A 24,937-nucleotide genomic window follows, 5' to 3' on the forward strand; every position below is an offset into this window, starting at 1 on the left:
CTGTCGTCTATGCGCTTCTTCCCCTCCCCCCCCCCCCCCGCCCCTCCCCCCCCCCCCCCCAGGCCCACCGCGCCGAGCCCGCCCGCGGGCCTACGCGCCGAACGCCTGCGACACCGCGTAGATCAGCAGTCCTGCCAGGGCGCCGACCACCGTGCCGTTGATGCGGATGAACTGCAGGTCGCGGCCGATGTGGGCCTCGATCTTCCGCGACGTGTGCTCGGCGTCCCACCCGGCCACCGTGTCCGTGATCAGCGAGGTGATCTCGGTCCGGTAGGTGGTCACCACGTACACCACCGCGCCCTCGATCCAGCCCTCCACCTTGTCCTGGAGCCGGCCGTCCGTCGCCAGCCGCGCCCCCAGCGACATCAGCGAGGACCGCACCCGCAGCCGCAGCTCGCTGTGCTCGTCCTCCGCCGCCGAGATGATCATCGACCGGATCGCGCTCCAGGCGGAGGCGATCGCGTCCTGGATCTCCTCGCGCTGCAGGATCTCGGACTTCAGGCGCTCCACCCGGGCCCGGGTGTCCGTGTCCGACTGGAGGTCGGCCGCGAAGTCCGTCAGGAAACGGTCCACCGCCCCGCGCGCCGGGTGCTCCGGCATGTCCTGCATCTCCGTCAGGAAGCGGAGCAGCTCCTTGTACACGCGCTCGCCGACCTTGCGGTCCACGAACCGCGGGGTCCAACCGGGCGCGCCGCCCTGGACGGCTCCCATGACCGAGTCCCCGTGCGTCACGAGCCAGTCGTGGGCCTTGAGGCAGACGAGGTCGACGACGCGGCGGTGCCCGCCGTCCGAGACGACCTTCTCCAGGGTCTTGCCGATCCCCGGCGCGATCTCGGCGGTCTCGGCCCGCCGGGTGATGGCCTCGCCGACGACGGCCTGCACGTCGGCATCGCGCAGTACGGTCAGGGCTCCGCGCAGCGCGGTGGCCAGCTCGGCCGTGACCCGGTCGGCGTGCGCGGGCTCGGCCACCCAGGCTCCGAGTCGGCTGCCGATGCGGAGGGCGTGCAGGCGGGCGCGGACCACGTCCGGGGAGAGGAAGTTCTCGCCGACGAACTCGCCGAGGGAGATGCCGAGCTGGTCCTTCTTGGTCGGGATGATCGCGGTGTGCGGGATGGGCAGGCCGAGCGGGCGCCGGAACAGCGCGGTGACGGCGAACCAGTCCGCGAGCGCGCCGACCATGCCGGCTTCGGCGGCGGCCCGGACGTAGCCGGCCCAGCCGCCGGCCCCGGTGTGCTCGGCCCAGGTGGTCAGTACGTAGACCAGCGCGACCAGGATCAGCAGGCCCGTCGCGGTGGTCTTCATGCGGCGGACGCCGCGGCGGCGCTCCTCGTCGGCCTCGCTGAACACGAAGCCGCCGGTTCCAGTGCCATTGCCTACGGCGTCGGTGCGGTTGTCCACGTGCTCCTCCCTTCCCCCGGGCGCCGGTTTTGTCTGCATAGCATCCGACTCCCCGGAGCCCCGAGGAGTTCCCGGCGCGCCGGTTCACTGCCCGCGAGGGGCCCGGCGTCCCGTACGACCCGACCGAGCCCGGTCACACACGGCCGCCGAGCCGGCGCCGGGGGGTGTCCGCGAAGTCGTGCCGGGCGCCCGACGGGCGCCGCGGGCCAGGCAGGACTCTGCGGACACCCCCTAGAGCTCCTTGCGGAGGTTCGGGCCGCCGGGGAGGGGCTTGGGGCGCTTCGGGGGTTTGGTTTTGATCTCTACGCCGCCCCAGAACGCGAAGCCCGTCACCACCACCCGCGGGGCGCCCGGGGTGACCGGGCCCGGGGTGTCGCGCTGGTCGAAGGCGCCCATGAAGCCGAAGCCCCGGACGTCGACCTCCACGCCCGGCGGGACGGTGATCTCGATCCCGCCCATGATCGCGACGCAGTTGATGACCACCTCCCGCTGCGCGAAGTTCGCCTCGCGCAGGTCGAGCTCGCCGCCGCCCCAGAACGCCACCGCGTCCAGGCGGGCGGGCACCGTCCAGTTGCCCTTGCGCTGGAACGACGACATGACGGCGACGGCCGGCGACGATCCCGCGGGCAGTCCGGTGCCCCCGATCCTGGACGGCCACGAGCGGTCCCCCGCAGCAGGCACCGGGGCCGGGGCCGGGCCCGACGACGCCATCACCATCGGGGCCGCGCCCGGCGCCGGCAAGTCACGGGTCAGTGGTTCCAGTGCGGCGTACGTCTTCGACTTGTACGCCGCTTCCAGCCGCTCCTCGAACTCCTCCATGTCGATCCGGCCCTCGGCGACGGCGTCCCGCAGACGCTCCACCACCCGGTCACGGTCGGCGTCCGACGCCCTCAACTCCGGCAACGGCTTCTCCGGCCGCTCGTCAGTCATGGGCAACAGCCTATGCAGCCACGCAAGGGAGTTGTATGGCCCAGCCCTGGACCCGTCCCCCGCTCGCCCCTGATTTATCCCCTACCCCTGACCCCTGACCCCGGACGCCTGGCCCCTGACCCGGACGCCTGGTCCATGGCCCCGGACGCCTGGCCCCTGACCCGGACGCCTGGTCCCTGGCCCCGGACGCCTGGTCCGTGGCCCCCTACCCCCGACCCCTGACCGCCCCCTCACCCCCGCCCCGCGTACATCCGCGCGATCACGTCCTCGATGTCCGGCTCCCGCACCGACAGGTCCAGGAGCGGGTACCGGGCCGCCACCTCCGCCACCAGTGGCGCCGCCGACGTCCCCGCCGGGAACGCCAGCCACTGCCGCGGGCCGTCCACCTTCACCACCCGCGCCCCCGCCACGCTGATCTCCGGAAGCTCCCGCTCCAGGTCCACCACCAGCGTCCGTTCGCCGCCGCCCTCCCCCATGGAGTGCAGGCCGGCCAGGACCCCGTCGTACATCAGCCGTCCGTGGTCGATCACCATCACCCGCTCGCACAACTGCTCGATGTCCTGCAGGTCATGGGTCGTGAGCAGCACCGTCGTCCCGAGCTCCGCGTTCAACTGCCGCAGGAAACCCCGTACCTTCGCCTTGCTCACCACGTCGAGCCCGATCGTCGGCTCGTCCAGGTACAGCACGTCCGGATCGTGCAGCAGCGCCGCCGCGATGTCTCCGCGCATCCGCTGCCCCAGCGACAGCTGCCGTACCGGTACGTCCAGCAGCTCGGCCAGGTCGAGACGGTCCACGCAGCGCTCCAGGTTCTCCGCGAACCGTGCCGCCGGGATCCGGTACATCCGCCGCATCAGCCCGTACGAGTCCTTCAGCGGCAGGTCCCACCACAGCGTGGTCCGCTGCCCGAACACCACCCCGATCCGGTGCGCCAGCCGCATCCGCTCCCGCGCCGGGTCGATGCCGGCGACCCGCAGCCGGCCGCCGCTCGGGGTGAGGATGCCGGTCAGCATCTTGATCGTCGTCGACTTCCCGGCGCCGTTGGGCCCGATGTAGCCGACCACCTCGCCCCGCGCCACCTCGAAGCTGATCCCGTCAACCGCCCTGACCTGCCGTTTCTCCCGACGCATCAAGCCCACCCGGCGCCGTACGTCGAAGACCTTCTCGACCCCGTCCAGCTCGATCAGCACATCCGTGCCCACAGCCGCTCAGCTCCCCGTACTCCGGTACGAACGAAGACCCGCACGCCACACCAGCGACGCGGGTACGAACACCACCAGCGCCACCAGCGGGCTCAGGAACGCCACCCACCCCGGCAGCCCCAGCGGATCGGGCCGCCCCAGCACGTACAGGGCGGGCAGCCAGTTCACGAAGGCCAGCGGCACGAGGAAGGTGACCCCGCGCAGCAGGTCCTTCCCGAACACCGTCGGCGGGTACTGGAGCATCGTGTTCCCGCCGTACGTGAAGGAGTTCTGCACCTCCGCCGCGTCCCCGGCGACGAACTGGAAGGCCGCCCCGGCCACCATCACCGCACCGAAGATCGCCGCCCCGGCCACGACCATCACCGGCATCAGCCCCACCTTCCCGGCCGTCCACTCCACGTCCAGCGCCGAGACCGCCCAGACCAGCACCGCCAGGCCCTGCCCGATCCGCCCCACCCGCCGCAGCGCGAAGCGGTCCGCCGCGACCTGCGCGAGCACCGGGACCGGGCGCACCAGCATGGTGTCGAGCGAGCCGTCGCGGATCCGGACACCGATCCGGTCCGTATTGCCGAGGAGCAGGTCCGCGAGCCCCAGCGAGGCCGAGGCGGACCCGTACAGCAGGGCGATCTCGGGCAGCGTGAAACCGCCGAGCGCGTCCACGTGCGAGAACATGATCCAGATCGCGACGAAGTCGAGGAGCGTGATCGCCGCGTTCCCGAAGGTGGAGAGCAGGAACGACGTCCGGTACGTCATCGTCGACCGGACCCACATCGCCACGATCAGCCCGTAACCGCGCAGCCCCTCCACGGCCCGGTTCCGCTCCGGTACGTGCAACGGCTCCGCGGGCCTCCCCGCCCCGGCCACCACCGCCTCAGCCACCCTGGACCACCGCCTTCCGCGTCGCCGCCGACTGCAACAGCCGCCCCGCGCCCAGCAGTACGAGCGCCCACCCCGCCTGGAAACCCAGCGCCCGCACCGCGCCCCCGGCGCCGGCGTGCACGCCCATCAGCACGTCCAGCGGTACCTGGATCATCGCCGCCCACGGCAGGACGCGGACGAACTCGCCGAAGCCGCCCGGGAACACCGTCAACGGCAGCAGCATCCCGGAGCAGAAGATCGTGACGACGACGGCCATCAGGTTGACCCCGGCCCCGTCCATCAGCCAGAACGCCGCCAGCCCCAGCAGGTACCGGATCCCGAAGCTGACGACCAGCCCGAGCAGGACGGACACCAGGAACAGCAGCCAGCGCACCGGATCGGCGGGCAGCGCCAACTCGAACGCCAGCGCCCCCGCGAGCAGCGGCACCACCCCGCGCCCGAGCAACTGGAAGGCCGCACGCCCCAGATCGGCCGCGAGCCACCACAGCTGCAGATCGGCCGGCCGGTACAGGTCGACGGCGATGTCACCCGTACGGATGCGCTCCTGGATCTCCTCCTGGAAGCCGCCGCCGATGAGCGCGCCCGCGGCGAGCAGCGACTGGCTCACCCAGACGAAGGTCAGCGCCTGCGCCTGGTCGTAGCCGCCGAGTCCGGGCCGCTCGTCCCACAGCGCGACGTACGTGTACGCGAGGATGAAGCCGAAGACGGTGTTGGTGAACACCCCTGCCGCCGTCGCCGTCCCGTACGTGGCGTAGCGCCGGAACCCGCCGGCCGCGACGGCCGGATAGAGCCACGCTCTGCGAGCCGTTGCCTGGCGCACCGTATCCCTCCGATTTCCCCGGTCGTTCCTACGTCGGCCAAAGCGCGCGAGCTTAGTGCGGAGGGGCGATCCACGCGACCGATTTACGCCCGTCCGAAGCGGAATGAGCGGTCATCGGGTAGACAGCACGGAGTACAGATGTGGATATTTCGTACGGCGTCGAGGAGTCCTGGCGATGAGCGACCAGTCACCACCACCGGGCTGGACCCCTCGTGACCCGGACACCCCCGCACAACCTCCCGCGCAGCGGCCGGCCACGCCCCACGACCGCAGCGACAACAACAACGAGAAGCAGTCGCGCAGAGCCGCCAACAAGGCCGAGCGGCAACGGAAGCGGACCGGCTGGCGCCGCCTCGTCCCCACCTGGCGCATGGTCCTCGGCACCGTCCTGCTGCTCGCCCTGCTGGTCCTCGGCGCCCTCGTCGCCGGCTACCTGCTCGTCCGCATCCCGCCCGCCAACGCCGCCGCCACCGCCCAGTCCAACCTCTACCTCTACGCCGACGGCTCCCAGCTCGCCCGCGACGGCGAGGTCAACCGCGTCAACGTCCCGCTCTCACAGATCCCCCGCACGGTGCAGGAAGCCGTACTCGCCGCCGAGGACCGGGACTTCTACTCCGAGCGGGCCGTGGACCCCAAGGCGATGATCCGCGCCGCCTGGAACACGGCGACCGGCAAGGGCACCCAGTCCGGCTCGACCATCACCCAGCAGTACGTCAAGAACTACTACCTGGGCCAGGAACAGACGATCAAACGCAAGGTCAAGGAGTTCTTCATCGCGATCAAACTCGGCCGCGAGAAATCGAAGGACTACATCCTCGAGGGCTACCTCAACACCAGCTACTTCGGCCGCAACGCCTACGGCATCCAGGCCGCCGCCCAGGCCTACTACGGCAAGGACGTCGGCAAACTCACCACCGCCGAAGGCGCCTACCTCGCCACGCTCCTCAACTCCCCCAGCGCCTTCGACGTCGTCGCCCACCCCCAGAGCCGCACCCGCGCGCTCGCCCGCTGGAACTACGTACTCGACGGCATGGTCAAGAAGCAGTGGCTCCCCGCGGCCGAGCGGACCACGACGCAGTTCCCCGAACCCGGCAAGGTCCGCCCGGCCGCCGGCCTCTCCGGGCAGCGCGGCTACCTCGTCGAAGCCGTCAAGGACTACATCGTCGAGCGCAAGATCCTCGACGAGAAGACCCTCGCCGAGGGCGGCTACCGCATCACCACCACCATCGACAAACGCCGCCAGAACGCCTTCGTCGACGCCGTCGACGAGAAGATGGTCAGCAAGCTCGACCCTGAGACGCGCAAGGCCGACCGCGTCGTACGGGCCGGCGGGGTCTCCATCGACCCGGCCACCGGCAAGGTCGTCGCCATGTACGGCGGCATCGACTACACCAAGCAGTACGTCAACAACGCGACCCGGCACGACTACCAGGTGGCCTCCACCTTCAAGCCGTTCGTGTTCGCCGCCGCCGTCGAGAACGACTCCCGCACCCAGGACGGCCGCCTGATCACCCCCAACACCGTCTACAACGGCGACAACAAGCGCCGCGTCGTCGGCACCCGCACCCCCTACGCCCCCGAGAACGAGGGCCAGTTGTCGTACGGGAACATCACCGTCACCACCGCCACCGACCTCTCCGTCAACGCCGTCTTCGCCCAGATGGTCGTCGACGTCGGCACCGCCAAGGTCAAACAGACCGCCATCGACCTCGGCATCCCCGAGAACACCCCGAACTTCGTCGCGAGCCCCGCCATGGCCCTCGGCACCATGCAGGCCAGCGTCCTGGACATGACCCAGGCCTACGCCACCCTCGCCGACCACGGCCGCCACACCCCGTACACGTTCGTCGACAAGATCACCAAGGGCAGCGACAGCATCCACCTGCCCGACCGCACCCCGCAGCAGGCCGTCAGCCGCGAAGCCGCCGACACGACCACGTCCATGCTGGTCAGCGTCGTCGACAACGGCACCGGTACGGCCGCCCTCGCCGCCGGGCACCCGGCCGCCGGCAAGACCGGCACCGGCGAACTGGACCGCTCCGCCTGGTTCGCGGCGTACACCCCGGACCTGGTCACCGTCGTCTCGATGATGGGCCAGGACCCCGACACCGGCTCCCTGGAATCCCTGTACGGAGCACTCGGCGAGGCCCGGATCGGGGGCGGCGGCTACCCGGCCCGGATCTGGGCGCAGTACACCAAGACCGCCCTGGAGGGCAGCGACCCGCTGGACTTCGACCTCGAACTCCAGCCGGGCGCCGAACCGTCCCCGCCGCCGTTCATCCCGAGCAGCCCGGAGCCGACGCCGGACGAGGACACCCCCGAATCACCGGCACCGCCGAGCCGGCCGAACCGCCCCGGCCGGCCGACACCACGGGACGGAGACGAGGACCAGGGCGGCCGGAACCAGGGGCAGGACACCGAGGGCCGGACCACGGAGGGCGACACCACCGCAGGCCAGAGCAACGAGGGCACCACCGGCGGAACGACCCCCGGAACCACCGGCGCAACGACCTCGGGCACCACGGCCGGCACCACCGCCGGCGCCCTGGGCGGCGTCACCGGCGGCCGCCCGCGCAGCCGCCCCCCGTCGGAATACCTGGAATAACCGGGACCACAGGAGTAGCCCGTACGAGGGGCTCAGTGACCGGAGGTCGCCTTCAGCCCCACCACCGCGACCAGCAGCAGGCAGATGAAGAAGATCCGGGCGGCGGTGACGGGCTCACCCAGCACCGCCATGCCCAGCACCGCCGCCCCGGCCGCACCGATGCCCACCCACACGCCGTACGCGGTACCGATCGGCAGGGACTTGGCGGCGTACGAGAGCAGCACCATGCTGGCGACGATCCCGGCACCGGTGAACACACTCGGCCACAACCGGGTGAAGCCCTCCGTGAACTTCATACCGATCGACCAGCCGACCTCGAGCAGACCGGCGACGAGAAGCAGAACCCAAGCCATGACAGGCACCTCCGGAACGAGAGCGAACGGGGTGCGTCGTCTTGTCGTACAGCCACGGCTACCCGGTACGGCGCGTCTCGTCGGGGGTTCCCCACCACCGTAGCAAAGCGCGTGCAGAAGGGCCGGTGACCCCGGTCACCGGCCCTTCGACGATCACTCTCCTACGGGTTCCTACAGGTAGAGCCCGGTGGAGTCCTTGGACCCCTCCAGCCGCTCCGCGGCCACGGCGTGCAGATCCCGCTCGCGCATCAGCACGTACGTCGCACCCCGCACCTCGACCTCGGCCCGGTCCTCGGGGTCGTACAGCACCCGGTCGCCCGGCTCCACACTGCGTACGTTCTGCCCGACCGCGACCACCTCGGCCCAGGCCAGCCGCTTGCCCACGGCAGCGGTCGCCGGAATCAGGATGCCGCCGCCCGAGCGCCGCTCGCCCTCCGGCAAGTCGGACTTCACGAGCACACGGTCGTGCAGCATGCGGATGGGCAGCTTGTCGTGGGTGGTGGTGTTGTCGCTCACGCCACGAACCTACCCGTCCGCGCCCCGCCCGTGCGCCGCAGGGTCATCAGCGCTTGCGCCGCGCCGACACCACGAGCAGGCCGATCACACCCGCCGCGAGCAGCGCGACGGGCGCGATCCGCTCGAAGCGCGGAGCGCCGTCCTCGTGGCACAGGCCGTCCCGTACGTCCGTCAGAAGACGGTTCACGGCGACGACGGCACGCCCGGCGGTGTGGTCCACGGTCGAGGCGACCCTGGCCTTCGCGTCCCCGATGATCGTCTTCGGGTGCATGCGCACGCCGATCTCGTCGAGCGTCTCGGCGAGCTGCTCGCGGCGGCGGACGATGTCCGCCTCGATCTGTGCGGGGGTCCTGGCTTCCGGCACCGCGCTGCCTCCGTCGTCGTGGTCGTGGTCGCATGGGGGCGTAGTCCGCCATGAACAGTCTGTCAGCTTAGTCTCGGACCGTACCGATCCCCTCCCGAGGAGACTGTTGACATGAGCGAGCGACTCCAGCCGGGCGACACCGCCCCCGCCTTCACCCTGCCCGACGCGGACGGCAACGAGGTCTCGCTCGCCGACCACAAGGGCCGCAAGGTGATCGTGTACTTCTACCCCGCGGCGCTGACGCCGGGCTGCACCAAGCAGGCCTGCGATTTCACGGACAACCTGGCGGTGCTGGCCGAGGCCGGCTACGACGTGATCGGCGTGTCCCCGGACAAGCCGGAGAAGCTGGCGAAGTTCCGCGAGAAGGAGCACCTGAAGGTCACCCTGGTCGGCGACCCGGAGAAGAAGGTCCTCGAGACCTACGGCGCGTTCGGCGAGAAGAAGCTGTACGGCAAGACGGTGACCGGGGTCATCCGATCCACGGTGATCGTGGACGAGGAGGGCAAGGTCGAGCGCGCCCTCTACAACGTCAAGGCCACGGGCCACGTAGCCAAGATCATCAAGGACCTGGGCATCTGACTCCGGCCAGCCCTCCACACCGACGGCCCGCACCAACCAACCGGTGCGGGCCGCTCCGTTAATCGGACGTAACTATCCGCATACCGGTTCGTTAACCCGTACGAAGCCACGAACGCGTGGCCGGCCCGGAGGGGCAACGATGGCGGTGCGATACACGCGAGACCTCCTGGAAGAGGCGGCTCGGGAAACGACGAACTTCAACGACGCGGTGATCTGGTGCGGGGCACCCCTACACCGGGCTCCAGGCGCTACCTGCGCGCGAAGATGCAGGAGGCAAGCGTCGACTTCTCCCACTTCCCGACGCAGTGGGTGCGGCACACGGAAGAGCGATTGCGAGAGTTGGTCGCAGCCTCGACGTCCGTCAGGGAGGTGGTCTCCCGGCTCGGCATCAGTCAAGTCGGCGGCAACCACACGCACATCAGCCGACGGATAGAGGCGCTGGGTATCGACACCTCGCACTTCACCATGACGCGGAAGCAACGCCCAAAGGGATCTCTGGGACCTGTGCTCACCCTGCGGACCCCAGAAGAGGGCAGGGTCCCGGGCGAGCGGCTGCGCAGGGCTCTGCTTGCGTCCGGAGTGCCGGAGGAGTGCGCGGAGTGCGGCGTCGGAGTGGAGTGGAACGGCAAGCCGCTCCGTCACGAAGTCGACCACGTCGATGGCAACTGGAGGGACAACCGAGCCGAGAACCTGCGGCCCATGTGCCCCAACTGCCACGCCGCGACCGACACCTACCGCGGACGGAACCGGCGGCGCGCGCCATGAAAAGTCAGAGGTACACACGTGACCTGCTCACACAGACAGCGCAAGGCGCCACCAGCCTCGTGGATCTGATGCGCCAACTCGGCGTCTCTCTCGAGAGCGGCGATCGCAACTACCTGCGCAACCGACTGGCCCACTACGGAATCGACACAGCACACTTCGTCGACGAGGCACTTCCCGCCCGAATCCCCCAGTCTTACACGAGGGAACGGCTGGCGGAGGCCGCCGCCCATTCGCACAGCATCGCCGACATGCTTGCCTACATGGGCGTCGTGCCCTACGACAGCGCGTTCGGCCACCTTCGGAAGAAACTCGATCGCTTTGGGATCGATACATCACACTTCACCACGCAGCTGCGCGGCAGAGAGCGGCTCTTCTCACGTGACGAGATCACCCAGGCCGTCGCCGAGTCCCAAAGCATGGCGGGAGTGATGCGATCGCTGGGGCACGGCGAATTCAGCGGAGCGGCTCGCGCGAAGGCGAGGCGGAGCATCAAGGAGTACGGCATATCGACGGAGCACTTCACAGGGCAGGGCCACACCGCAGGACGTCCCTCACCGACCCGCAGGGCGGCGGAGGACATCCTTCGACGGCTCGAAGTCGGCTCCAGCCGCGAAAAGACCGCTGTTCTGCGCCGCGCCCTTGATGACCTGGACGTACCGCACGTCTGCGACGAGTGCGGAGTCGGCGACACTTGGCAAGGCAAGCGGCTCGTTCTGGAGATCGATCACATCAACGGGGACCCGCTGGACAACCGCCGCGAGAACCTCCGTTACCTGTGTCCGTCCTGCCACAGCCAGACGGGTACATTCGCGAAACGATCTCGCCGCACAGCACAGGGGTAGGCACAGTAAAGTAGCCGCGATGGGTCCGTACCCCAGCTGGCCAAGAGGGCGCCGGTTTAGGTCCGGTGTGTCGTGGGTTCGAGTCCCACCGGGCCCACTCCACCGAGGCCCCGTACGCGAGTTCCGCGTACGGGGCCTTCGGCGTGCCAGAGCCGACTCAGCCCAGCAGGGCGCGGATGAACGGGACCAGGGCTCGGAAGGCCTGGCCTCGGTGGGAGATGGCGTTCTTTTCCGCCGGGGTGAGTTCCGCGCAGGTGCGGGTGTCGCCCTGGGGCTGGAGGATCGGGTCGTAGCCGAAGCCGCCGGTGCCCGAAGGGGCGTGGCGGAGGGTGCCCAGGAGGCGGCCTTCGACCACGCGTTCGGTGCCGTCCGGGAGGGCCAGGGCCGCCGCGCACGCGAAGTGGGCTCCGCGGTGTTCGTCGGCGATGTCCCCGAGCTGGGCCAGCAGCAGGTCGAGGTTCGCCTTGTCGTCGCCGTGCGTACCGGCCCACCGCGCCGAGAAGATGCCGGGCGCGCCGTTCAGTACGTCCACGCAGAGGCCGGAGTCGTCGGCGATCGCCGGCAGGCCGGTGGCCTGGGCCAGGGCGTGGGCCTTGAGGAGGGCGTTCTCGGCGAAGGTGACGCCCGTTTCCTTGACGTCCGGGATCTGCGGGTACGCGTCCGCGCCGACCAGCTCGTGCGGCAGGCCGGCGTCGGACAGGATGGCGTGGAGCTCGGCGATTTTGCCCGCGTTGCGGGTGGCGAGGATCAGGCGGCTGGTCATGGCGCCCATTATCCGGTCCGCTCCGAGCGGGTGGCGGCTCAGCCCGGGGTGCAGACCTTGGACAGTTCCTTCGCCGCGTCGGCGACGGGCTGGATGTCCGGGGTCGGGTTGCCGTTCTCGATGGCCGTGCGGACGTTCTGTACCGCCGTGGTCATGGAGGAGACGGCCTTGCTCAGGTCGGCGTTGTCCGTCTGGTCGCCGACCTTCTTGAGGTTCGTCTCGATCTGGTTCAGCGCGTTCTGGGCGTCCTGCGGGCTGTTGCCGGCCTGGGAGACCGCCTGCTGGAGGTCGTTCGCGCCGTCGGTTATGGCCACCGCCGTGTTCGCGCAGTCCATCGCCGTCGAGATCGCGTCACAGGACGTCAGCGCCGGGACGGCGAGAGCCGCGGCGAGCACGACCGCCGCTATGCGGTGCTTCGGGTTCATGGTTCGGGTCTCCCAGGGATCGACACGGATACGAGGACGGGCGCACGGCTGTGACACCGTGCGCCCGTAAGCAAGGGGACGCAGGAGCGCGCCCCGCGGTTCTGCCGGACACCCCCTAGAGCTGGAGCGCGCCGAGCTGGATGGCCTCGAGGTCGGCGCAGCCGCCGGCGGCCAGGTCCAGGAGGGCGTTGAGTTCCTTGCGGTCGAAGGGCTCGCCTTCGGCGGTGCCCTGGACCTCGACGAAGCGGCCGTCGCCGGTGCAGACGACGTTCATGTCGGTCTCGGCGCGCACGTCTTCCTCGTAGCAGAGGTCGAGGAGGGGGACGCCGTCGACGATGCCGACGCTGACGGCGGCGACGGTGCCGGTGAGGGGCTTGCGGCCGGCCTTGATCAGCTTCTTCTGCTGGCCCCAGGCGACGGCGTCGGCGAGGGCGACGTAGGCGCCGGTGATGGCGGCGGTGCGGGTGCCGCCGTCGGCCTGGAGGACGTCGCAGTCCAGGACGATGGTGTTCTCGCCGAGGGCCTTGTAGTCGATGACGGCGCGCAGGGAGCGGCCGATGAGGCGGGAGATCTCGTGGGTGCGGCCGCCGATCTTGCCGCGTACGGATTCGCGGTCGCCGCGGGTGTTGGTGGAGCGGGGCAGCATCGAGTACTCGGAGGTGACCCAGCCTTCGCCGCTGCCCTTGCGCCAGCGGGGGACGCCTTCGGTGAAGGAGGCGGTGCAGAAGACCTTGGTGTCGCCGAAGGAGATGAGGACGGAGCCCTCGGCGTGCTTGCTCCATCCGCGTTCGATGGTGACCGGGCGGAGCTGTTCGGGCGTGCGGCCGTCGATGCGAGACATGCGTCCGAGCCTAGTCGGTGCGCGGATACGCGAAGACCCCGTCCGGGTACGTGGGGGACGGGGCCTCGTGGGGGTGGGCGAGCGGGAGCTCAGCTCGCACCGTGCTCGTTCCGTACTTACATCATGTCTTCGATGTCGGCGGCGATCGGGTCGGCGTCGGTGCCGATGACGACCTGGATCGCGGTGCCCATCTTGACGACGCCGTGGGCGCCGGCGGCCTTCAGGGCAGCCTCGTCGACCTTGCTGGGGTCGATGACTTCGGTGCGCAGGCGGGTGATGCAGCCCTCGACCTCTTCGATGTTGTCGATGCCGCCGAGCCCGGCGACGATCTTCTCAGCCTTGGTGGCCATGTGTTTCTCCCTGAGTTCTACGAAGAACGAGTCTCGGCGGCCCTGTTCCAGCCAGCGCGGTCCGCTTTGTCACGGTAGCCCACTGTTGGCCCAGCTACGCGAGCGCGGGTCCAGCTTCTGCCGAATGATGACGATCAGCAGCAACCTGCCCTACGGGCGGGTGAGTGCGACCGCATCATAAGTGGTCTACACCAGTGTGCCGCACCGGGCGCACCTGCCCAAACGGGCCCGCCAGGAGGACGCCGATGAGCGCGAGCAGTGCCGAGGCAGCACCGCAGCCGAAGTGGTGGAGCGGCTTGTATCCGGGGCTGCAGAAGATGGGGCGCAGTCTTCAGCTGCCGATCGCGGTGCTGCCCGCGGCCGGGCTCCTCAACGGGCTGGGGCAGCCCGGTGTCTTGGGCGAGGAGGGCTTGAACTGGACGATCGTGGCCAGGGTGATGGTGGCCGCGGGCGGTGCCCTACTGAACGCGGACATCGGGCTGCCGTTGCTCTTCTGCATCGGCGTGGCGATCGGCATGGCCAAGAAGGCGGACGGTTCGACGGCCCTCGCGGCGGTGGCGGGCTTCCTCGTCTACCGGGGTGTGCTGCACGCCTTCCCCAACGTCTGCCCGGTCGGCACCACGGACATCGGCGGCGGCTGCCTGGGGCCGAACAACACCTTCGTGGAGTTCACGTATCAGAACCCCGGCGTGTTCGGCGGCATCATCATGGGCTTGCTGGCCGCCTGGTTCTGGCAGCGCTTCCACCGGGTGAAGCTGGTCGACTGGCTGGGCTTCTTCAACGGCCGCCGGCTGGTGCCGATCATCATGTCGTTCGTGGCGATCGGGTTCGCCGCGATCTGCCTGTGGATCTGGCCGCCGGTCGGCAGCGCGCTGGAGAGCTTCTCCGACTGGCTGGTGGGGCTGGGCTCCTGGGGCGCCGGCATCTTCGGTGTCGCCAACCGCGCGCTGCTGGTGATCGGCCTGCACCAGTTCCTGAACGTGCCGGTGTGGTTCCAGTTCGGCAGCTACACGAAGCCGGACGGGACGACGGTGCACGGTGACATCAACATGTTCCTGGCGGGCGACCCGAACGCCGGGCAGTTCCTGACCGGCTTCTTCCCGATCATGATGTTCGCGCTCCCTGCGGCGGCGCTGGCGATCACCCACTGCGCGAAGCCGCAGCGGCGCAAGGAGGTCGCCGGTCTGATGCTGTCGGTCGGCCTGACCTCGTTCGTCACGGGCATCACGGAGCCGATCGAGTACTCCTTCCTGTTCGTCGCGCCGGTGCTGTACGCGATCCACGCGGTGTTGACGGGCGTGTCGATGGCGGTGACGTGGGGGCTGGGCGTCCACGACGGCTTCAGCTTCTCGGCGGGCCTGATCGACTACCTCATCAACTTCGGCCTGGCGACGAAGCCCTTGTTGATCATTCCGATCGGCCTGTGTTTCGCGGTGGTGTACTACGTCGTGTTCCGCTTCGCGATCACGAAGTTCGACATCCCGACGCCGGGCCGGGAGTCGGACGAGGAGATCGCCGCGATGCAGGCGGACAACACGAAGGCGTAACGGACGCTCCACTGCGTCGAGGCCCTCGGATCCACGGGATCCGGGGGCCTTCCGCTTGTTGCGGGCCGCCGGTCGCCCGCAGGGGCGAGGTGTGGTGTAGACCACAGGAAATCGAAGGTTCCTTATCTATCCCCGACCATGCTACAACTGGTCTACACCACGGATTGGTGTAGACCACGCAAGCCCGGTCCGGAGCTCGCGTACCCCCGTTTTGAGACGCCGCCATCCCCGTTTGCACCCCCTGGGCGGCGCCTTGCCTTCTGGAGGAAGCCCATGTCCACAGCCACCGCTGCGGAAAAGAAGAAGGGCGCGGGCGTGATGGCAGTCATGCAGCGCATCGGCCGGAGCCTCATGCTCCCCGTTGCCGTGCTCCCGGCCGCCGCGCTGCTCGTCCGCCTCGGCGACAAGGACATGCTCGGCGACCCCTCGCTGCCGACGTTCCTGACCAAGATAGCCGGATACATGTCCGCCGGCGGCGGCGCGATCCTCGACAACATGGCGCTGCTGTTCGCCGTCGGTATCGCGATCGGCTTCGCCAAGAAGTCCGACGGCTCGACCGCGCTCGCCGCGGTGACCGGCTACCTGGTCTTCAAGAACGTGCTCGCCACGTTCACCGACTCGAACCTGCCGAAGATCGCCAAGGCGGTCGACGGCAAGGTCGTCATGATCGAAGCGCCGGTCGACGCCAAGGTGCTCGGCGGTGTCGTCATGGGCATCGTGGTCGCCCTGATCTACCAGAAGTTCTACCGGACCAAGCTGCCCGAGTGGGCGGGCTTCTTCGGTGGCCGCCGTCTGGTCCCGATCCTCTCCGCGTTCGCCGGTCTCGTCATCGGCATCGTCTTCGGTCTGATCTGGCCGGTCCTCGGCACGGGTCTGCACAGCTTCGGTGAGTGGCTGGTCGGCTCCGGCGCGGTCGGCGCGGGCATCTTCGGTGTCGCCAACCGTGCGCTGATCCCGGTCGGCATGCACCACCTGCTGAACTCCTTCCCGTGGTTCCAGGCGGGCGAGTACAACGGCAAGAGCGGCGACATCCCCCGTTTCCTGGCGGGTGACCCGAGCGCCGGACAGTTCATGACCGGCTTCTTCCCGATCATGATGTTCGCCCTTCCGGCGGCCTGCCTCGCGGTCGTCCACTGCGCCCGCCCCGAGCGCCGCAAGGTCGTCGGCGGCATGATGTTCTCCCTCGCGCTGACCTCCTTCGTCACCGGTGTGACCGAGCCGATCGAGTTCACGTTCATGTTCATCGCCCCGGTCCTGTACGCCATCCACGCGGTCCTGACCGGTGTCTCCATGGCCCTGACGTGGGCGCTCGGCATGAAGGACGGCTTCGGCTTCTCCGCCGGCGCCATCGACTACCTGCTGAACCTGGGCAAGGCCACCAACCCGCTGGGCCTGGCGGCCGTGGGCCTGTGCTTCGCGGTGGTCTACTACGTGGTCTTCCGCTTCGCGATCACGAAGTTCAACCTCCCGACGCCGGGCCGCGAGTCCGACGAGGAGCTCGCCGAGCTGCTCAAGGCCGAGGCCAAGTAACCTCGGCGCTGCGTACGGCGAAGCCCCCGCTCTCCCTGGACAAGGGAGGGCGGGGGCTTCGTCGTACGTACGGCCGCAGAGCCGTGCTCAGACCTCGTAGACGGCGCCCGCGTACGCGAGGTCGACCGAGCCGTCGTAGGCGGCGCGGGCGTCGGCGAGGTTCTGGCGGGCGTCCGTCCACGGCGGGATGTGCGTCAGGACGAGCCGGCCGACCCTGCCGCCGCGCGCGAACTCCCCGGCCTCGCGGCCGTTGAGGTGGAGGTCCGGGATGTCCTCCTTGCCGTGCGTGAAGGAGGCCTCGCACAGGAACAGGTCCGTGCCCTCGGCGAGCATCCCCAGCTCGGGGCAGACGCCCGTGTCGCCGGAGTACGTCAGGGAGCGGCCGCCGTGTTCGACGCGGATGCCGTAGGCCTCGACGGGGTGGCTGACCCGCTCGGTGCGGACCGTGAACGGGCCGATCTCGAAGCTGCCGGACTTCAGGGTCCGGAAGTCGAAGACCTCGCTCATGGAGCGCTCGTCGGGGACGTCCTCGTAGGCGGTCGTCAGGCGCTTCTCGGTGCCTTCGGGGCCGAAGACGGGGATGGTGCCGCAGCGCCCGCCCTCGTGCCGGTAGTAGCGGGCGACGAAGTAGGCGCACATGTCGATGCAGTGGTCGGCGTGCAGATGGCTCAGGAAGATCGCGTCGAGGTCGTAGAGACCGACGTGGCGCTGCAGCTCGCCGAGGGCGCCGTTGCCCATGTCGAGGAGCAGCCGGAAGCCGTCGGCCTCGACGAGGTAGCTCGAGCAGGCCGATTCCGCGGACGGGAACGACCCCGAGCAGCCGACGACGGTGAGCTTCATGGAGCGAGAACCTCCGGGGACGGTCCGTGGACGGAATGCGGGCCGTGCGTGGGTCGAGCGTAAGGCGCGAAACGTCAGGTCGCTCCTCCGCGGCAGGCCGTTGTGGGGGGAATCACCTGTGCTGTCACCCGGGGGAGCGACGGTGGGCACGGGCGTGCCGGTGCACTGCCGTGCTGAGGGGTCCGGGCGCGGCTACCTTCGGAATATGGACACGTCCTGGTGGCCCGCGGCGGCCGCGGTGGTGGCCGTGGTGCTGGTGGTGCTGGTCGCGGGGCGTCGGCCGGGGTTGCCCCGGCGGGCCCCGCCGCCGCACGGGCCGGGTGCGGCGCCGCGGCCGCGGTCGGGTGAGCTGTGGTGTCTGGCGGACGGGCGGCTGTGCCTGGTGCTGGCGGTGTCGTCCGTACGGGCCCACCGGGCGCGGGTCGCGTGGATCACCGGGAAGTACGACGACCGGCGGGCCGGGGTGATCCCGCTGCCCCCGGGGACGGTGGGGGCGCAGGGCCGGGCGAGCTTCCTGGAGGCGGACCGGCCGGCGGAGGTGTGGGTGTGGGAGTTCCGGAGCCGGCTGGGCGTGCTGGATCCTGCGGTGTGGGACGAGGTCAAGGGACTCGGAGGTGGCGCGTGATCCGGTTGCGGCGTGTGTACGACCCCCCGGAGCCGGAGGAGGACGGCGTACGGGTGCTCGTGGACCGGCTGTGGCCGCGGGGCCTGGCGAAGGCGGTGGCGGGGGTGGACGAGTGGCCCAAGGCGGTGACGCCGTCCGGGGAACTGCGGAAGTGGTTCCACGGGGGCGGGGGCACGGCGGAGGAGTTCCGGGCCCGCTACGAGGCGGAGCTGGAGGCGCCGGAGGCGGTGGCGGAGCTTCGGCGGCTGCGCGGCTTGGCCGAGGCGGGGCCGGTCACCCTCCTGACGGCGGTCAAGGATCCCGCGTCCAGCCACGCCGCCGTCCTGGCGGACCTGCTGTCCCGGTGACCGGGTGCCGGCTCCGCCGCCGGGCGGGGTGCGGGGCCGCTGCGTGTGCCTTCTCCCCGCCCCGCCCTTCTCCGGTTCACCGGGGCGAGCCCCGGACCCCGTTGCGGGGGCGCTGCTCCCGCGCCCCCGCGCCTCGAACGCCGGCGGGGGTGATCAGCCGCCGGCGGGGCCGGACCTACGCCCAGAGTTGGCCCTGGAGGGTTTCGATCGCTTCTTCCGTCGTCTTCGCCGTGTAGACGCCCGTCGAGAGGTACTTCCAGCCGCCGTCGGCCACGACGAACACGACGTCCGCCGTCTCGCCGGCGGCCACCGCCTTGCGGGCCACGCCGATCGCCGCGTGCAGGGCGGCGCCCGTGGAGACGCCCGCGAAGATGCCCTCCTGCTGGAGGAGTTCCCGCGTGCGGGTCACCGCGTCCGCCGAGCCCACCGAGAAGCGGGTCGTCAGGACGGAGGCGTCGTACAGCTCCGGGACGAAGCCCTCGTCCAGGTTGCGCAGGCCGTAGACGAGGTCGTCGTAGCGCGGCTCCGCCGCGACGATCCGTACGCCGGGTACGTGCTCGCGCAGGTAGCGGCCGACGCCCATCAGGGTGCCCGTCGTGCCCAGGCCCGCCACGAAGTGGGTGATCGAGGGGAGGTCCCGCAGGATCTCGGGGCCGGTCGTCGCGTAGTGGGCGCCCGCGTTGTCCGGGTTCCCGTACTGGTAGAGCATCACCCAGTCGGGGTGCTCCGCGGCCAGTTCCTTGGCCACCCGGACCGCGGTGTTCGATCCGCCCGCCGCCGGCGACGAGATGATCTCCGCTCCCCACATGGCCAGGAGGTCACGCCGTTCCTGCGAGGTGTTCTCCGGCATGACGCACACGATCCGGTAGCCCTTGAGCTTGGCCGCCATCGCGAGGGAGATGCCGGTGTTGCCCGAGGTGGGCTCCAGGATCGTGCAGCCGGGGGTCAGCCGGCCGTCCTTCTCGGCCTGCTCGACCATGTGGAGCGCGGGGCGGTCCTTGATCGAGCCGGTCGGGTTGCGGTCCTCCAGCTTGGCCCAGATGCGGACGTCGTCCGAGGGCGACAGGCGGGGCAGCCGGACCAGCGGCGTGTTGCCGACCGCGGCCAGCGGGGACTCGTAGCGCATCAGACGGAGCCGCCGGCGACCGCCGGGAGGATGGTGACGCTGTCGCCGTCCTTGAGCGCGGTGGAGATGCCGTCGAGGAAGCGGACGTCCTCGTCGTTGAGGTAGACGTTCACGAAGCGGCGCAGCTTGCCGCCGTCGACGATGCGCTCCTCGATGCCCTTGTGGCGCGTCTCGAGGTCCGCGAAGAGCTCGGACAGCGTGGCGCCCTCACCGTTGACGGCCTTCTCGCCGTCGGTGTAGGTGCGGAGAATGGTCGGGATGCGGACCTCGATGGCCATGGCAGGCTCCAGTTGTGAAGTGATGCGGGAGGGGCGTAAGGGCGCGCGGCGCATGGGCCCCCGCGCGAGGGGCCGTGGTGCTCAGGCGGCAGGACAGATGCTGCTGGCGAGGCGGCACAGGTCGACGTGCAGCCGCGCCACAAGCAGCAGCCTGCTGGGCGTCTCGATGCTCACGTCGTGGGGAACCATGCGGTCATGTTAACGATTCCCGGTCCCCCGTTTGGAGTGTGATCCCGCATCGTGGACCCAAACCGCTCACATCGTGGTCAGTAGGCCTCTACGACCCGCACTTCTTCCTCCGTGATGACGCCTTCGACGATCCGGTACGAGCGGAACTGGAACTCCCCGAGGCCGTCGGTGTCCGCCGTCGAGACCAGCACGTAGTGCGCGCCCGGCTCGTTCGCGTACGTGATGTCCGTACGGGAGGGGTAGGCCTCGGTCGCGGTGTGCGAGTGGTAGACGATCACGGGGTCCTCGTCCCGGTCGTCGAGCTCGCGGTACAGCTTCAGCAGATCCTTCGAGTCGAACTCGTAGAACGTGGGCGAGCGGGCCGCGTTGAGCATCGGGACGAACCGCTCGGGGCGGTCGGTGCCCGCCGGTCCGGCCACGACGCCGCACGCCTCGTCCGGGTGGTCCTTGCGGGCGTGCTCGACGATCTGGTCGTACAGCGCCTGGGTAAGGGTCAGCATGAGCGACAGGATAAGCAGACGGGCCCTCCCGTACCGAGGTGTGGTACGGGAGGGCCCGAATGCTGGACACGGGGCCCGTCAGGACCCGAGCGGGGCGCGGGCTAGGCGGCCGGCTCGGAGACCTTGCCGGCCTTGTTGAAGGCGGCTCCGGCCGGGTTGCGCTTCTTGAGCACCAGGTAGGAGACGCCCAGGATCAGGCCCCACAGCGGCGCGCAGTACAGCGAGACGCGGGAGTCCTTGTCGATGCCCATCATGACGATGACCATGCCGATGAACAGCAGGGCGAACCAGCTGGTCCACGGGGCGCCGGGGGCGCGGAAGGGGGACTGCGGCAGCTCGCCGCGGTCGGCCTTGGCGCGGTAGCGGATCTGGCAGACGAGGATCATGATCCAGGCCCACATGCCGGAGATGGTGGCGAAGGAGACGACGTAGTCGAAGGCCTTGCCCGGGGCGACGTAGTTGATCCAGACGCCCACCAGCATCAGCGCGGCGGAGAACGTGGTGCCCACGAGCGGGGTGCCGCTCTTGGTGAGCTTGGTGAAGAACTTCGGGCCCTGGCCGTTGAGCGCGAGGTCGCGCAGCATGCGGCCGGTGGAGTACATGCCCGAGTTGCAGGAGGACAGCGCGGCGGTCAGGACGACGAAGTTGACGATCGCGGCGCCGACGCCGAGGCCCATCTTCTCGAAGGCCAGCACGAACGGGCTCTCGCCCGCCTTGAAGTTGGACCACGGGATGACCGACATGATCATGATGAGGGCGCCGACGTAGAAGACGGCGATGCGCCACGGCACGGTGTTGATGGCCTTGGGCAGGGTCTTCTCGGGGTCCTTGGACTCGCCGGCGGTGACGCCGACCAGCTCGACCGCCAGGAAGGCGAACATGACGATCTGGAGGGTCATCAGCGTCTCGCCGATGCCGTTAGGGAAGAAGCCGCGGTCGCTCCAGAGGTTGGAGACGGAGGCGGTCGCGGCGGCGTCGGAGAAGCCGACGGTGAGGATGCCGGCGCAGATCAGGATCATGCCGACGATGGCGGTGACCTTGACCATCGAGAACCAGAACTCGAGCTCGCCGAAGAGCTTCACCGAGATCAGGTTGGCGGCGTAGAGGATGACCGTGAAGATCAGCGCGTAGGCCCACTGCGGGAAGCTGTCATGGGTCCAGTACGACATGTACTTGGCCGCCGCGGTCACCTCGGTGATACCGGTGACCACCCAGAAGAGCCAGTACGTCCAGCCGGTCGCGTACCCCCAGAAGGGGCCGAGGAACTCCCGGGCGTAGTCCGAGAAGGAGCCCGAGACCGGGCGGTACATCAGCAGCTCGCCCAGGGCGCGCATGATGAAGAAGATGACCAGGCCCGCGATGGCGTAGGCCAGGATGAGGCTCGGGCCGGCCTTCGAGATGGCCTTGCCGGCGCCCAGGAAGAGGCCGGTGCCGATGGCTCCGCCGATCGCGATCATCTGGATCTGGCGGGCTCCGAGTGCGCGGTGGTAACCCTCGCCGCCCTCGGCCCCGGCGCCCTCACCGGGTGCCCTGTCGTGCTGCTCGACCTGCACAGAGGTCATGTCTTGGTGCGCCTTTCTCCACGCCGACCCGCGCCTCGAAGGCAGCGGATCGGGTCCTCGATCCCCCCGGATACGGATGGAGTTGCACCCGGCGGTCAGCCGGTTCCAGCAGGCCGGGGGACATGGGTGGCGCCCCGTCGGCGGTCGTGAAGATTTATCACGGGCTTACGGGTGGCGCAGGCGCGGAAAAGTGATCTGGCGCACATCTAATTCAGGACAAAGGTCCTGAAACGCATCAGATCACCGCATCGCGGTGATCTGATCGTTATCCGGATTTGAGCGTCCGCTGAGCGAACAAGTTCGCGCGGGCGGAGTTCTCAGAGCGTTTCGATGAGCGTCTCCTGGAGGCCGCCGAGCCACAGGTACGCCATCACCATCGGCTTGCGCGGGTCGTCGTCCGGCAGCCGGAAGAGCATCGCGCTCTCGTCGTCCTCGGTGATGTCGAGGCGGGCCGCGATGGTCAGGCGCAGGTCGTTGAGCGCCCCCAGCCAGCGCAGCGGGAGTTCCCCGGTGAGCTCGAGCACGGCCGCCCCGTCGCCGCCGGGGGTGAGCGCGTCCAGGCTGCGCACGACGGCCAGCGCGTCCTCCCGCTTGCGGCTGCGCAGGTCGTTCTCGGTGAACCGGCGGAATTCCGCCGACCGGGCGGCGAGCTCCTCCGGGTCCGCCTTCTGGTCCTCGGGGCCGGGGCCGCCGTAGGCGTCGGGGAAGAGTCGCATCAGCGCGGGGTCGGAGGGGCGCTCGGTGGGCCCCTCGTTGCCCTCGGCGAACAGCACGGCCAGCGGGTCGGCGTCCTCGTCGGGCTCGGGCGCGCCCGGGCCGATGAGCTCCAGCAGCTGTACGGCGAGGGAGCGCAGGATGGAGATCTCGATCTCGTCCAGCGCGACGGCGGCGCCGCCGCCCTTGAGGGCTTCGAACATCCCGGCGGAGCGCCCCATCAGAAGCGGTCCTGGGAGAGGGTCGCCCACAGGCCGTAGCCGTGCATGGCCTGCACGTCGCGCTCCATTTCCTCGCGGGTGCCGCTGGACACGACCGCCCGCCCCTTGTGGTGGACGTCGAGCATCAGCTTGTGCGCCTTGTCCTTGGAGTAGCCGAAGTACGCCTGGAACACGTACGTCACGTAGCTCATGAGGTTGACCGGGTCGTTGTGCACCAGGGTCACCCAGGGAACGTCGGGTTCGGGGACGGCAAACGTCTCTTCGGCCGACTCGGTGCGTTCGATCTCAATGGGAGCAACACTCACTTGTCCCATGCTGCCACTGTGACCGGCCGGTCGCACAAACGGGTGTGCCCGGCCGGTCGCACGAACGGGTCCCGAGATCTCGTCACTTTGACGAAATGTGCGCTAGCATCCGTGACATGAACCCTGCGGACCTGGGCCTGCCGGTGGACGTGCCGTCGACAGCGCTCTTCACTGATCACTACGAGCTCACGATGCTGCAGGCCGCGCTGGCGAACGGCACCGCCGACCGCCGCTCGGTCTTCGAGGTCTTCACCCGGCGACTGCCCGAGGGGCGCCGCTACGGCGTGGTGGCCGGCACCGGCCGCGTCCTGGACGCGGTGGAGAACTTCCGCTTCGACAGCGCGGTGCTGGAGTTCCTGCGCGAGCGGGCCGTCGTCGACATGCGGACCCTGGACTGGCTGTCCTCGTACCGCTTCTCGGGCGACATCTGGGGCTACCCGGAGGGCGAGGTCTACTTCCCCGGGTCGCCGATCCTGCGCGTCGAGGGCAGCTTCGCCGAGTGCGTGCTGCTGGAGACGGTCATCCTGTCGATCCTCAACCACGACTCGGCGATCGCGGCCGCGGCCTCGCGGATGGCGTCGGCGGCCGGTGACCGGCCGCTGATCGAGATGGGCGCGCGGCGCACCCACGAGCTGGCGGCGGTGGCGGCCTCGCGCGCCGCGTACGTCGGCGGCTTCACCTCCACCTCGGACCTGGCGGCCGGCTTCCGGTACGGGATCCCGACGGTCGGGACCTCGGCGCACGCCTTCACGCTGGTGCACGACACCGAGCGGGACGCCTTCCAGGCCCAGGTGTCCTCGCTGGGCAGCGGGACGACCCTGCTGGTGGACACCTACGACGTGGCGGAGGCCGTGCGGACGGCCGTCGAGGTCGCCGGTACGGGGCTGGGGGCGGTCCGGATCGACTCCGGCGACCTGCTGCTGGTCGCGCACCGGGTGCGGCAGCAGCTGGACGAGCTGGGGGCGACGGCGACGAAGATCGTGGTCACCTCCGACCTGGACGAGTACGCCATCGCCTCGCTGGCGGCGGCGCCGGTGGACGCGTACGGGGTCGGCACCCAGCTGGTGACGGGCAGCGGGCACCCGACGTGCTCGATGGTCTACAAGCTGGTGGCGCGTGCCGCGTCGGCGGACCCGAAGGCTCCGCTGGTGCCGGTGGCGAAGAAGTCCACGGGCGGGAAGACCTCGATCGGCGGCCGCAAGTGGGCTGCGCGGCGGGTGGACGCGGAGGGCGTCGCCGAGGCGGAGGTCGTCGGCACGGGGCCCGTCCCGTCCGCGCTGGTGGACCGGCAGCTGCTGGTCGAGCTGGTCAAGGCCGGCGAGGTGGTCGCCCGCGAGCCCCTGGAGGCGCCGCGCGACCGCCACCGCGAGGCCCGCGCCGGGCTCCCGCTCTCCGCGACGCAGCTGTCGCGCGGCGAGCCGGTGATCCCGACCGAGTACGCCTAGCCGGTCCCCCGGGGCCGGGGGCGGCGCCCCCGGTTTCGGGGAGGGGCGGGGTGGGGGAAGAGCCCGCGCAGCGGCACAT

28 protein-coding genes, 1 tRNA gene and 1 riboswitch are annotated in these 24,937 nt (G+C 69.9%); of the genes, 9 read left to right on the plus strand and 20 right to left on the minus strand.

Annotated features, from left to right (window positions below; translation table 11 throughout):
* Window positions 1–90 precede the first annotated feature (90 nt).
* From ACZ49B_RS18885 to ACZ49B_RS18905, 5 genes are all read right to left on the minus strand, one after another.
* Window positions 91–1,437, minus strand: a complete 1,347-nt coding sequence (locus tag ACZ49B_RS18885) for a DUF445 domain-containing protein (RefSeq protein ID WP_468307018.1) — start codon at window positions 1,435–1,437, stop codon at window positions 91–93.
* 192 nt (window positions 1,438–1,629) lie between these two features.
* Window positions 1,630–2,328: a DUF1707 SHOCT-like domain-containing protein gene (locus tag ACZ49B_RS18890; RefSeq protein WP_468307021.1), complete on the minus strand. Its 699-nt coding sequence runs from the start codon at window positions 2,326–2,328 to the stop codon at window positions 1,630–1,632.
* 230 nt (window positions 2,329–2,558) lie between these two features.
* Window positions 2,559–3,527 carry an ABC transporter ATP-binding protein gene (locus tag ACZ49B_RS18895; RefSeq protein ID WP_468307024.1) on the minus strand — a complete coding sequence of 323 codons (969 nt, stop codon included), beginning with the start codon at window positions 3,525–3,527 and terminating at the stop codon, window positions 2,559–2,561.
* 6 nt (window positions 3,528–3,533) lie between these two features.
* Window positions 3,534–4,406, minus strand: a complete 873-nt coding sequence (locus ACZ49B_RS18900; protein WP_468307027.1) for an ABC transporter permease — start codon at window positions 4,404–4,406, stop codon at window positions 3,534–3,536.
* Window positions 4,399–5,226: an ABC transporter permease gene (locus ACZ49B_RS18905; protein ID WP_468307030.1), complete on the minus strand. Its 828-nt coding sequence runs from the start codon at window positions 5,224–5,226 to the stop codon at window positions 4,399–4,401. The genes ACZ49B_RS18900 and ACZ49B_RS18905 overlap by 8 nt, the downstream gene beginning before the upstream one ends.
* A gap of 175 nt (window positions 5,227–5,401) precedes the next feature.
* On the opposite strand from ACZ49B_RS18905, the gene ACZ49B_RS18910 reads away from it, so the two are divergent.
* Window positions 5,402–7,831: a transglycosylase domain-containing protein gene (locus tag ACZ49B_RS18910; RefSeq protein WP_468307032.1), complete on the plus strand. Its 2,430-nt coding sequence runs from the start codon at window positions 5,402–5,404 to the stop codon at window positions 7,829–7,831.
* A 32-nt stretch (window positions 7,832–7,863) separates the two neighbouring features.
* On the opposite strand, the gene ACZ49B_RS18915 is transcribed toward ACZ49B_RS18910, so the two are convergent.
* The 3 genes from ACZ49B_RS18915 to ACZ49B_RS18925 all read right to left on the minus strand — a co-directional run bounded on the left by ACZ49B_RS18915 (window position 7,864) and on the right by ACZ49B_RS18925 (window position 9,064).
* Window positions 7,864–8,184, minus strand: coding sequence for a DMT family transporter (locus ACZ49B_RS18915; RefSeq protein WP_214938444.1), 321 nt, complete (start codon window positions 8,182–8,184; stop codon window positions 7,864–7,866).
* Window positions 8,185–8,214: 30 nt separating this feature from the next.
* Window positions 8,215–8,293, minus strand: a riboswitch (guanidine-III (ykkC-III) riboswitch).
* Between the two features lie 62 nt (window positions 8,294–8,355).
* On the minus strand, window positions 8,356–8,700 hold the full coding sequence (locus ACZ49B_RS18920) for a GroES family chaperonin (protein ID WP_327362646.1): 345 nt from the start codon (window positions 8,698–8,700) through the stop codon (window positions 8,356–8,358).
* 46 nt (window positions 8,701–8,746) lie between these two features.
* Window positions 8,747–9,064 carry a DUF3618 domain-containing protein gene (locus ACZ49B_RS18925; protein WP_468307035.1) on the minus strand — a complete coding sequence of 106 codons (318 nt, stop codon included), beginning with the start codon at window positions 9,062–9,064 and terminating at the stop codon, window positions 8,747–8,749.
* A 111-nt stretch (window positions 9,065–9,175) separates the two neighbouring features.
* Here ACZ49B_RS18925 and bcp point away from each other — a divergent pair, with 111 nt between their 5' ends.
* The 3 genes from bcp to ACZ49B_RS18940 all read left to right on the plus strand — a co-directional run bounded on the left by bcp (window position 9,176) and on the right by ACZ49B_RS18940 (window position 11,347).
* The gene (bcp, locus tag ACZ49B_RS18930) at window positions 9,176–9,643 is read left to right on the plus strand and encodes a thioredoxin-dependent thiol peroxidase (protein ID WP_266628944.1); all 468 of its coding nucleotides are present in this window, start codon (window positions 9,176–9,178) and stop codon (window positions 9,641–9,643) included.
* A gap of 761 nt (window positions 9,644–10,404) precedes the next feature.
* The gene (locus ACZ49B_RS18935) at window positions 10,405–11,250 is read left to right on the plus strand and encodes an HNH endonuclease signature motif containing protein (protein WP_468307038.1); all 846 of its coding nucleotides are present in this window, start codon (window positions 10,405–10,407) and stop codon (window positions 11,248–11,250) included.
* A 21-nt stretch (window positions 11,251–11,271) separates the two neighbouring features.
* A tRNA-Leu gene (locus ACZ49B_RS18940) sits at window positions 11,272–11,347 on the plus strand.
* A gap of 60 nt (window positions 11,348–11,407) precedes the next feature.
* Here ACZ49B_RS18940 and rdgB read toward each other — a convergent pair.
* The 4 genes from rdgB to ACZ49B_RS18960 form a co-directional block, all read right to left on the minus strand.
* Complete coding sequence (gene rdgB / locus ACZ49B_RS18945) at window positions 11,408–12,013, minus strand: RdgB/HAM1 family non-canonical purine NTP pyrophosphatase (protein WP_468307040.1); 606 nt, start codon at window positions 12,011–12,013, stop codon at window positions 11,408–11,410.
* 38 nt (window positions 12,014–12,051) lie between these two features.
* A complete protein-coding gene (locus tag ACZ49B_RS18950; RefSeq protein ID WP_468307042.1) occupies window positions 12,052–12,438 on the minus strand; it encodes a hypothetical protein in 387 nt (128 codons plus the stop codon).
* Window positions 12,439–12,553: 115 nt separating this feature from the next.
* Window positions 12,554–13,279 carry a ribonuclease PH gene (gene rph, locus ACZ49B_RS18955; protein ID WP_030299875.1) on the minus strand — a complete coding sequence of 242 codons (726 nt, stop codon included), beginning with the start codon at window positions 13,277–13,279 and terminating at the stop codon, window positions 12,554–12,556.
* A gap of 116 nt (window positions 13,280–13,395) precedes the next feature.
* Window positions 13,396–13,680 (minus strand): PTS sugar transporter subunit IIB, encoded by a 285-nt coding sequence (locus ACZ49B_RS18960; protein ID WP_078987119.1) that lies wholly within the window; start codon window positions 13,678–13,680, stop codon window positions 13,396–13,398.
* Window positions 13,681–13,874: 194 nt separating this feature from the next.
* Here ACZ49B_RS18960 and ACZ49B_RS18965 point away from each other — a divergent pair, with 194 nt between their 5' ends.
* Both ACZ49B_RS18965 and ACZ49B_RS18970 read left to right on the plus strand, forming a co-directional pair.
* A complete protein-coding gene (locus ACZ49B_RS18965; protein ID WP_468307045.1) occupies window positions 13,875–15,176 on the plus strand; it encodes a PTS transporter subunit EIIC in 1,302 nt (433 codons plus the stop codon).
* A gap of 273 nt (window positions 15,177–15,449) precedes the next feature.
* Window positions 15,450–16,706 (plus strand): PTS transporter subunit EIIC, encoded by a 1,257-nt coding sequence (locus ACZ49B_RS18970; protein ID WP_468307048.1) that lies wholly within the window; start codon window positions 15,450–15,452, stop codon window positions 16,704–16,706.
* Between the two features lie 87 nt (window positions 16,707–16,793).
* On the opposite strand, the gene ACZ49B_RS18975 is transcribed toward ACZ49B_RS18970, so the two are convergent.
* Window positions 16,794–17,546, minus strand: a complete 753-nt coding sequence (locus tag ACZ49B_RS18975; RefSeq protein WP_468307051.1) for an MBL fold metallo-hydrolase — start codon at window positions 17,544–17,546, stop codon at window positions 16,794–16,796.
* Window positions 17,547–17,751: 205 nt separating this feature from the next.
* Between ACZ49B_RS18975 and ACZ49B_RS18980 the strand changes: the two genes are divergently transcribed.
* Both ACZ49B_RS18980 and ACZ49B_RS18985 read left to right on the plus strand, forming a co-directional pair.
* Window positions 17,752–18,171, plus strand: a complete 420-nt coding sequence (locus ACZ49B_RS18980) for a hypothetical protein (RefSeq protein WP_468307054.1) — start codon at window positions 17,752–17,754, stop codon at window positions 18,169–18,171.
* A complete protein-coding gene (locus ACZ49B_RS18985; protein ID WP_468307056.1) occupies window positions 18,168–18,518 on the plus strand; it encodes a DUF488 domain-containing protein in 351 nt (116 codons plus the stop codon). The genes ACZ49B_RS18980 and ACZ49B_RS18985 overlap by 4 nt, the downstream gene beginning before the upstream one ends.
* Before the next feature lie 175 nt (window positions 18,519–18,693).
* On the opposite strand, the gene ACZ49B_RS18990 is transcribed toward ACZ49B_RS18985, so the two are convergent.
* From ACZ49B_RS18990 to clpS, 7 genes are all read right to left on the minus strand, one after another.
* Window positions 18,694–19,644: a PLP-dependent cysteine synthase family protein gene (locus ACZ49B_RS18990; RefSeq protein ID WP_468307057.1), complete on the minus strand. Its 951-nt coding sequence runs from the start codon at window positions 19,642–19,644 to the stop codon at window positions 18,694–18,696.
* A complete protein-coding gene (locus ACZ49B_RS18995; RefSeq protein ID WP_136225447.1) occupies window positions 19,644–19,922 on the minus strand; it encodes a MoaD/ThiS family protein in 279 nt (92 codons plus the stop codon). Before ACZ49B_RS18995 ends, ACZ49B_RS18990 begins: the two co-directional genes overlap by 1 nt.
* Before the next feature lie 81 nt (window positions 19,923–20,003).
* Window positions 20,004–20,111, minus strand: a complete 108-nt coding sequence (locus ACZ49B_RS19000; RefSeq protein ID WP_311318620.1) for a putative leader peptide — start codon at window positions 20,109–20,111, stop codon at window positions 20,004–20,006.
* A gap of 77 nt (window positions 20,112–20,188) precedes the next feature.
* Window positions 20,189–20,611 (minus strand): M67 family metallopeptidase, encoded by a 423-nt coding sequence (locus tag ACZ49B_RS19005; RefSeq protein WP_030299894.1) that lies wholly within the window; start codon window positions 20,609–20,611, stop codon window positions 20,189–20,191.
* A gap of 101 nt (window positions 20,612–20,712) precedes the next feature.
* Window positions 20,713–22,173, minus strand: a complete 1,461-nt coding sequence (locus ACZ49B_RS19010) for an amino acid permease (protein ID WP_468307061.1) — start codon at window positions 22,171–22,173, stop codon at window positions 20,713–20,715.
* Window positions 22,174–22,490: 317 nt separating this feature from the next.
* Window positions 22,491–23,108, minus strand: coding sequence for a DUF2017 domain-containing protein (locus ACZ49B_RS19015; protein WP_468307063.1), 618 nt, complete (start codon window positions 23,106–23,108; stop codon window positions 22,491–22,493).
* On the minus strand, window positions 23,108–23,422 hold the full coding sequence (gene clpS, locus ACZ49B_RS19020) for an ATP-dependent Clp protease adapter ClpS (RefSeq protein ID WP_030299901.1): 315 nt from the start codon (window positions 23,420–23,422) through the stop codon (window positions 23,108–23,110). Before clpS ends, ACZ49B_RS19015 begins: the two co-directional genes overlap by 1 nt.
* Before the next feature lie 107 nt (window positions 23,423–23,529).
* On the opposite strand from clpS, the gene ACZ49B_RS19025 reads away from it, so the two are divergent.
* Window positions 23,530–24,858, plus strand: a complete 1,329-nt coding sequence (locus ACZ49B_RS19025) for a nicotinate phosphoribosyltransferase (protein ID WP_468307066.1) — start codon at window positions 23,530–23,532, stop codon at window positions 24,856–24,858.
* Window positions 24,859–24,937: the final 79 nt, after the last annotated feature.

The sequence above is a fragment of the Streptomyces sp. NPDC031132 genome (assembly GCF_055570595.1).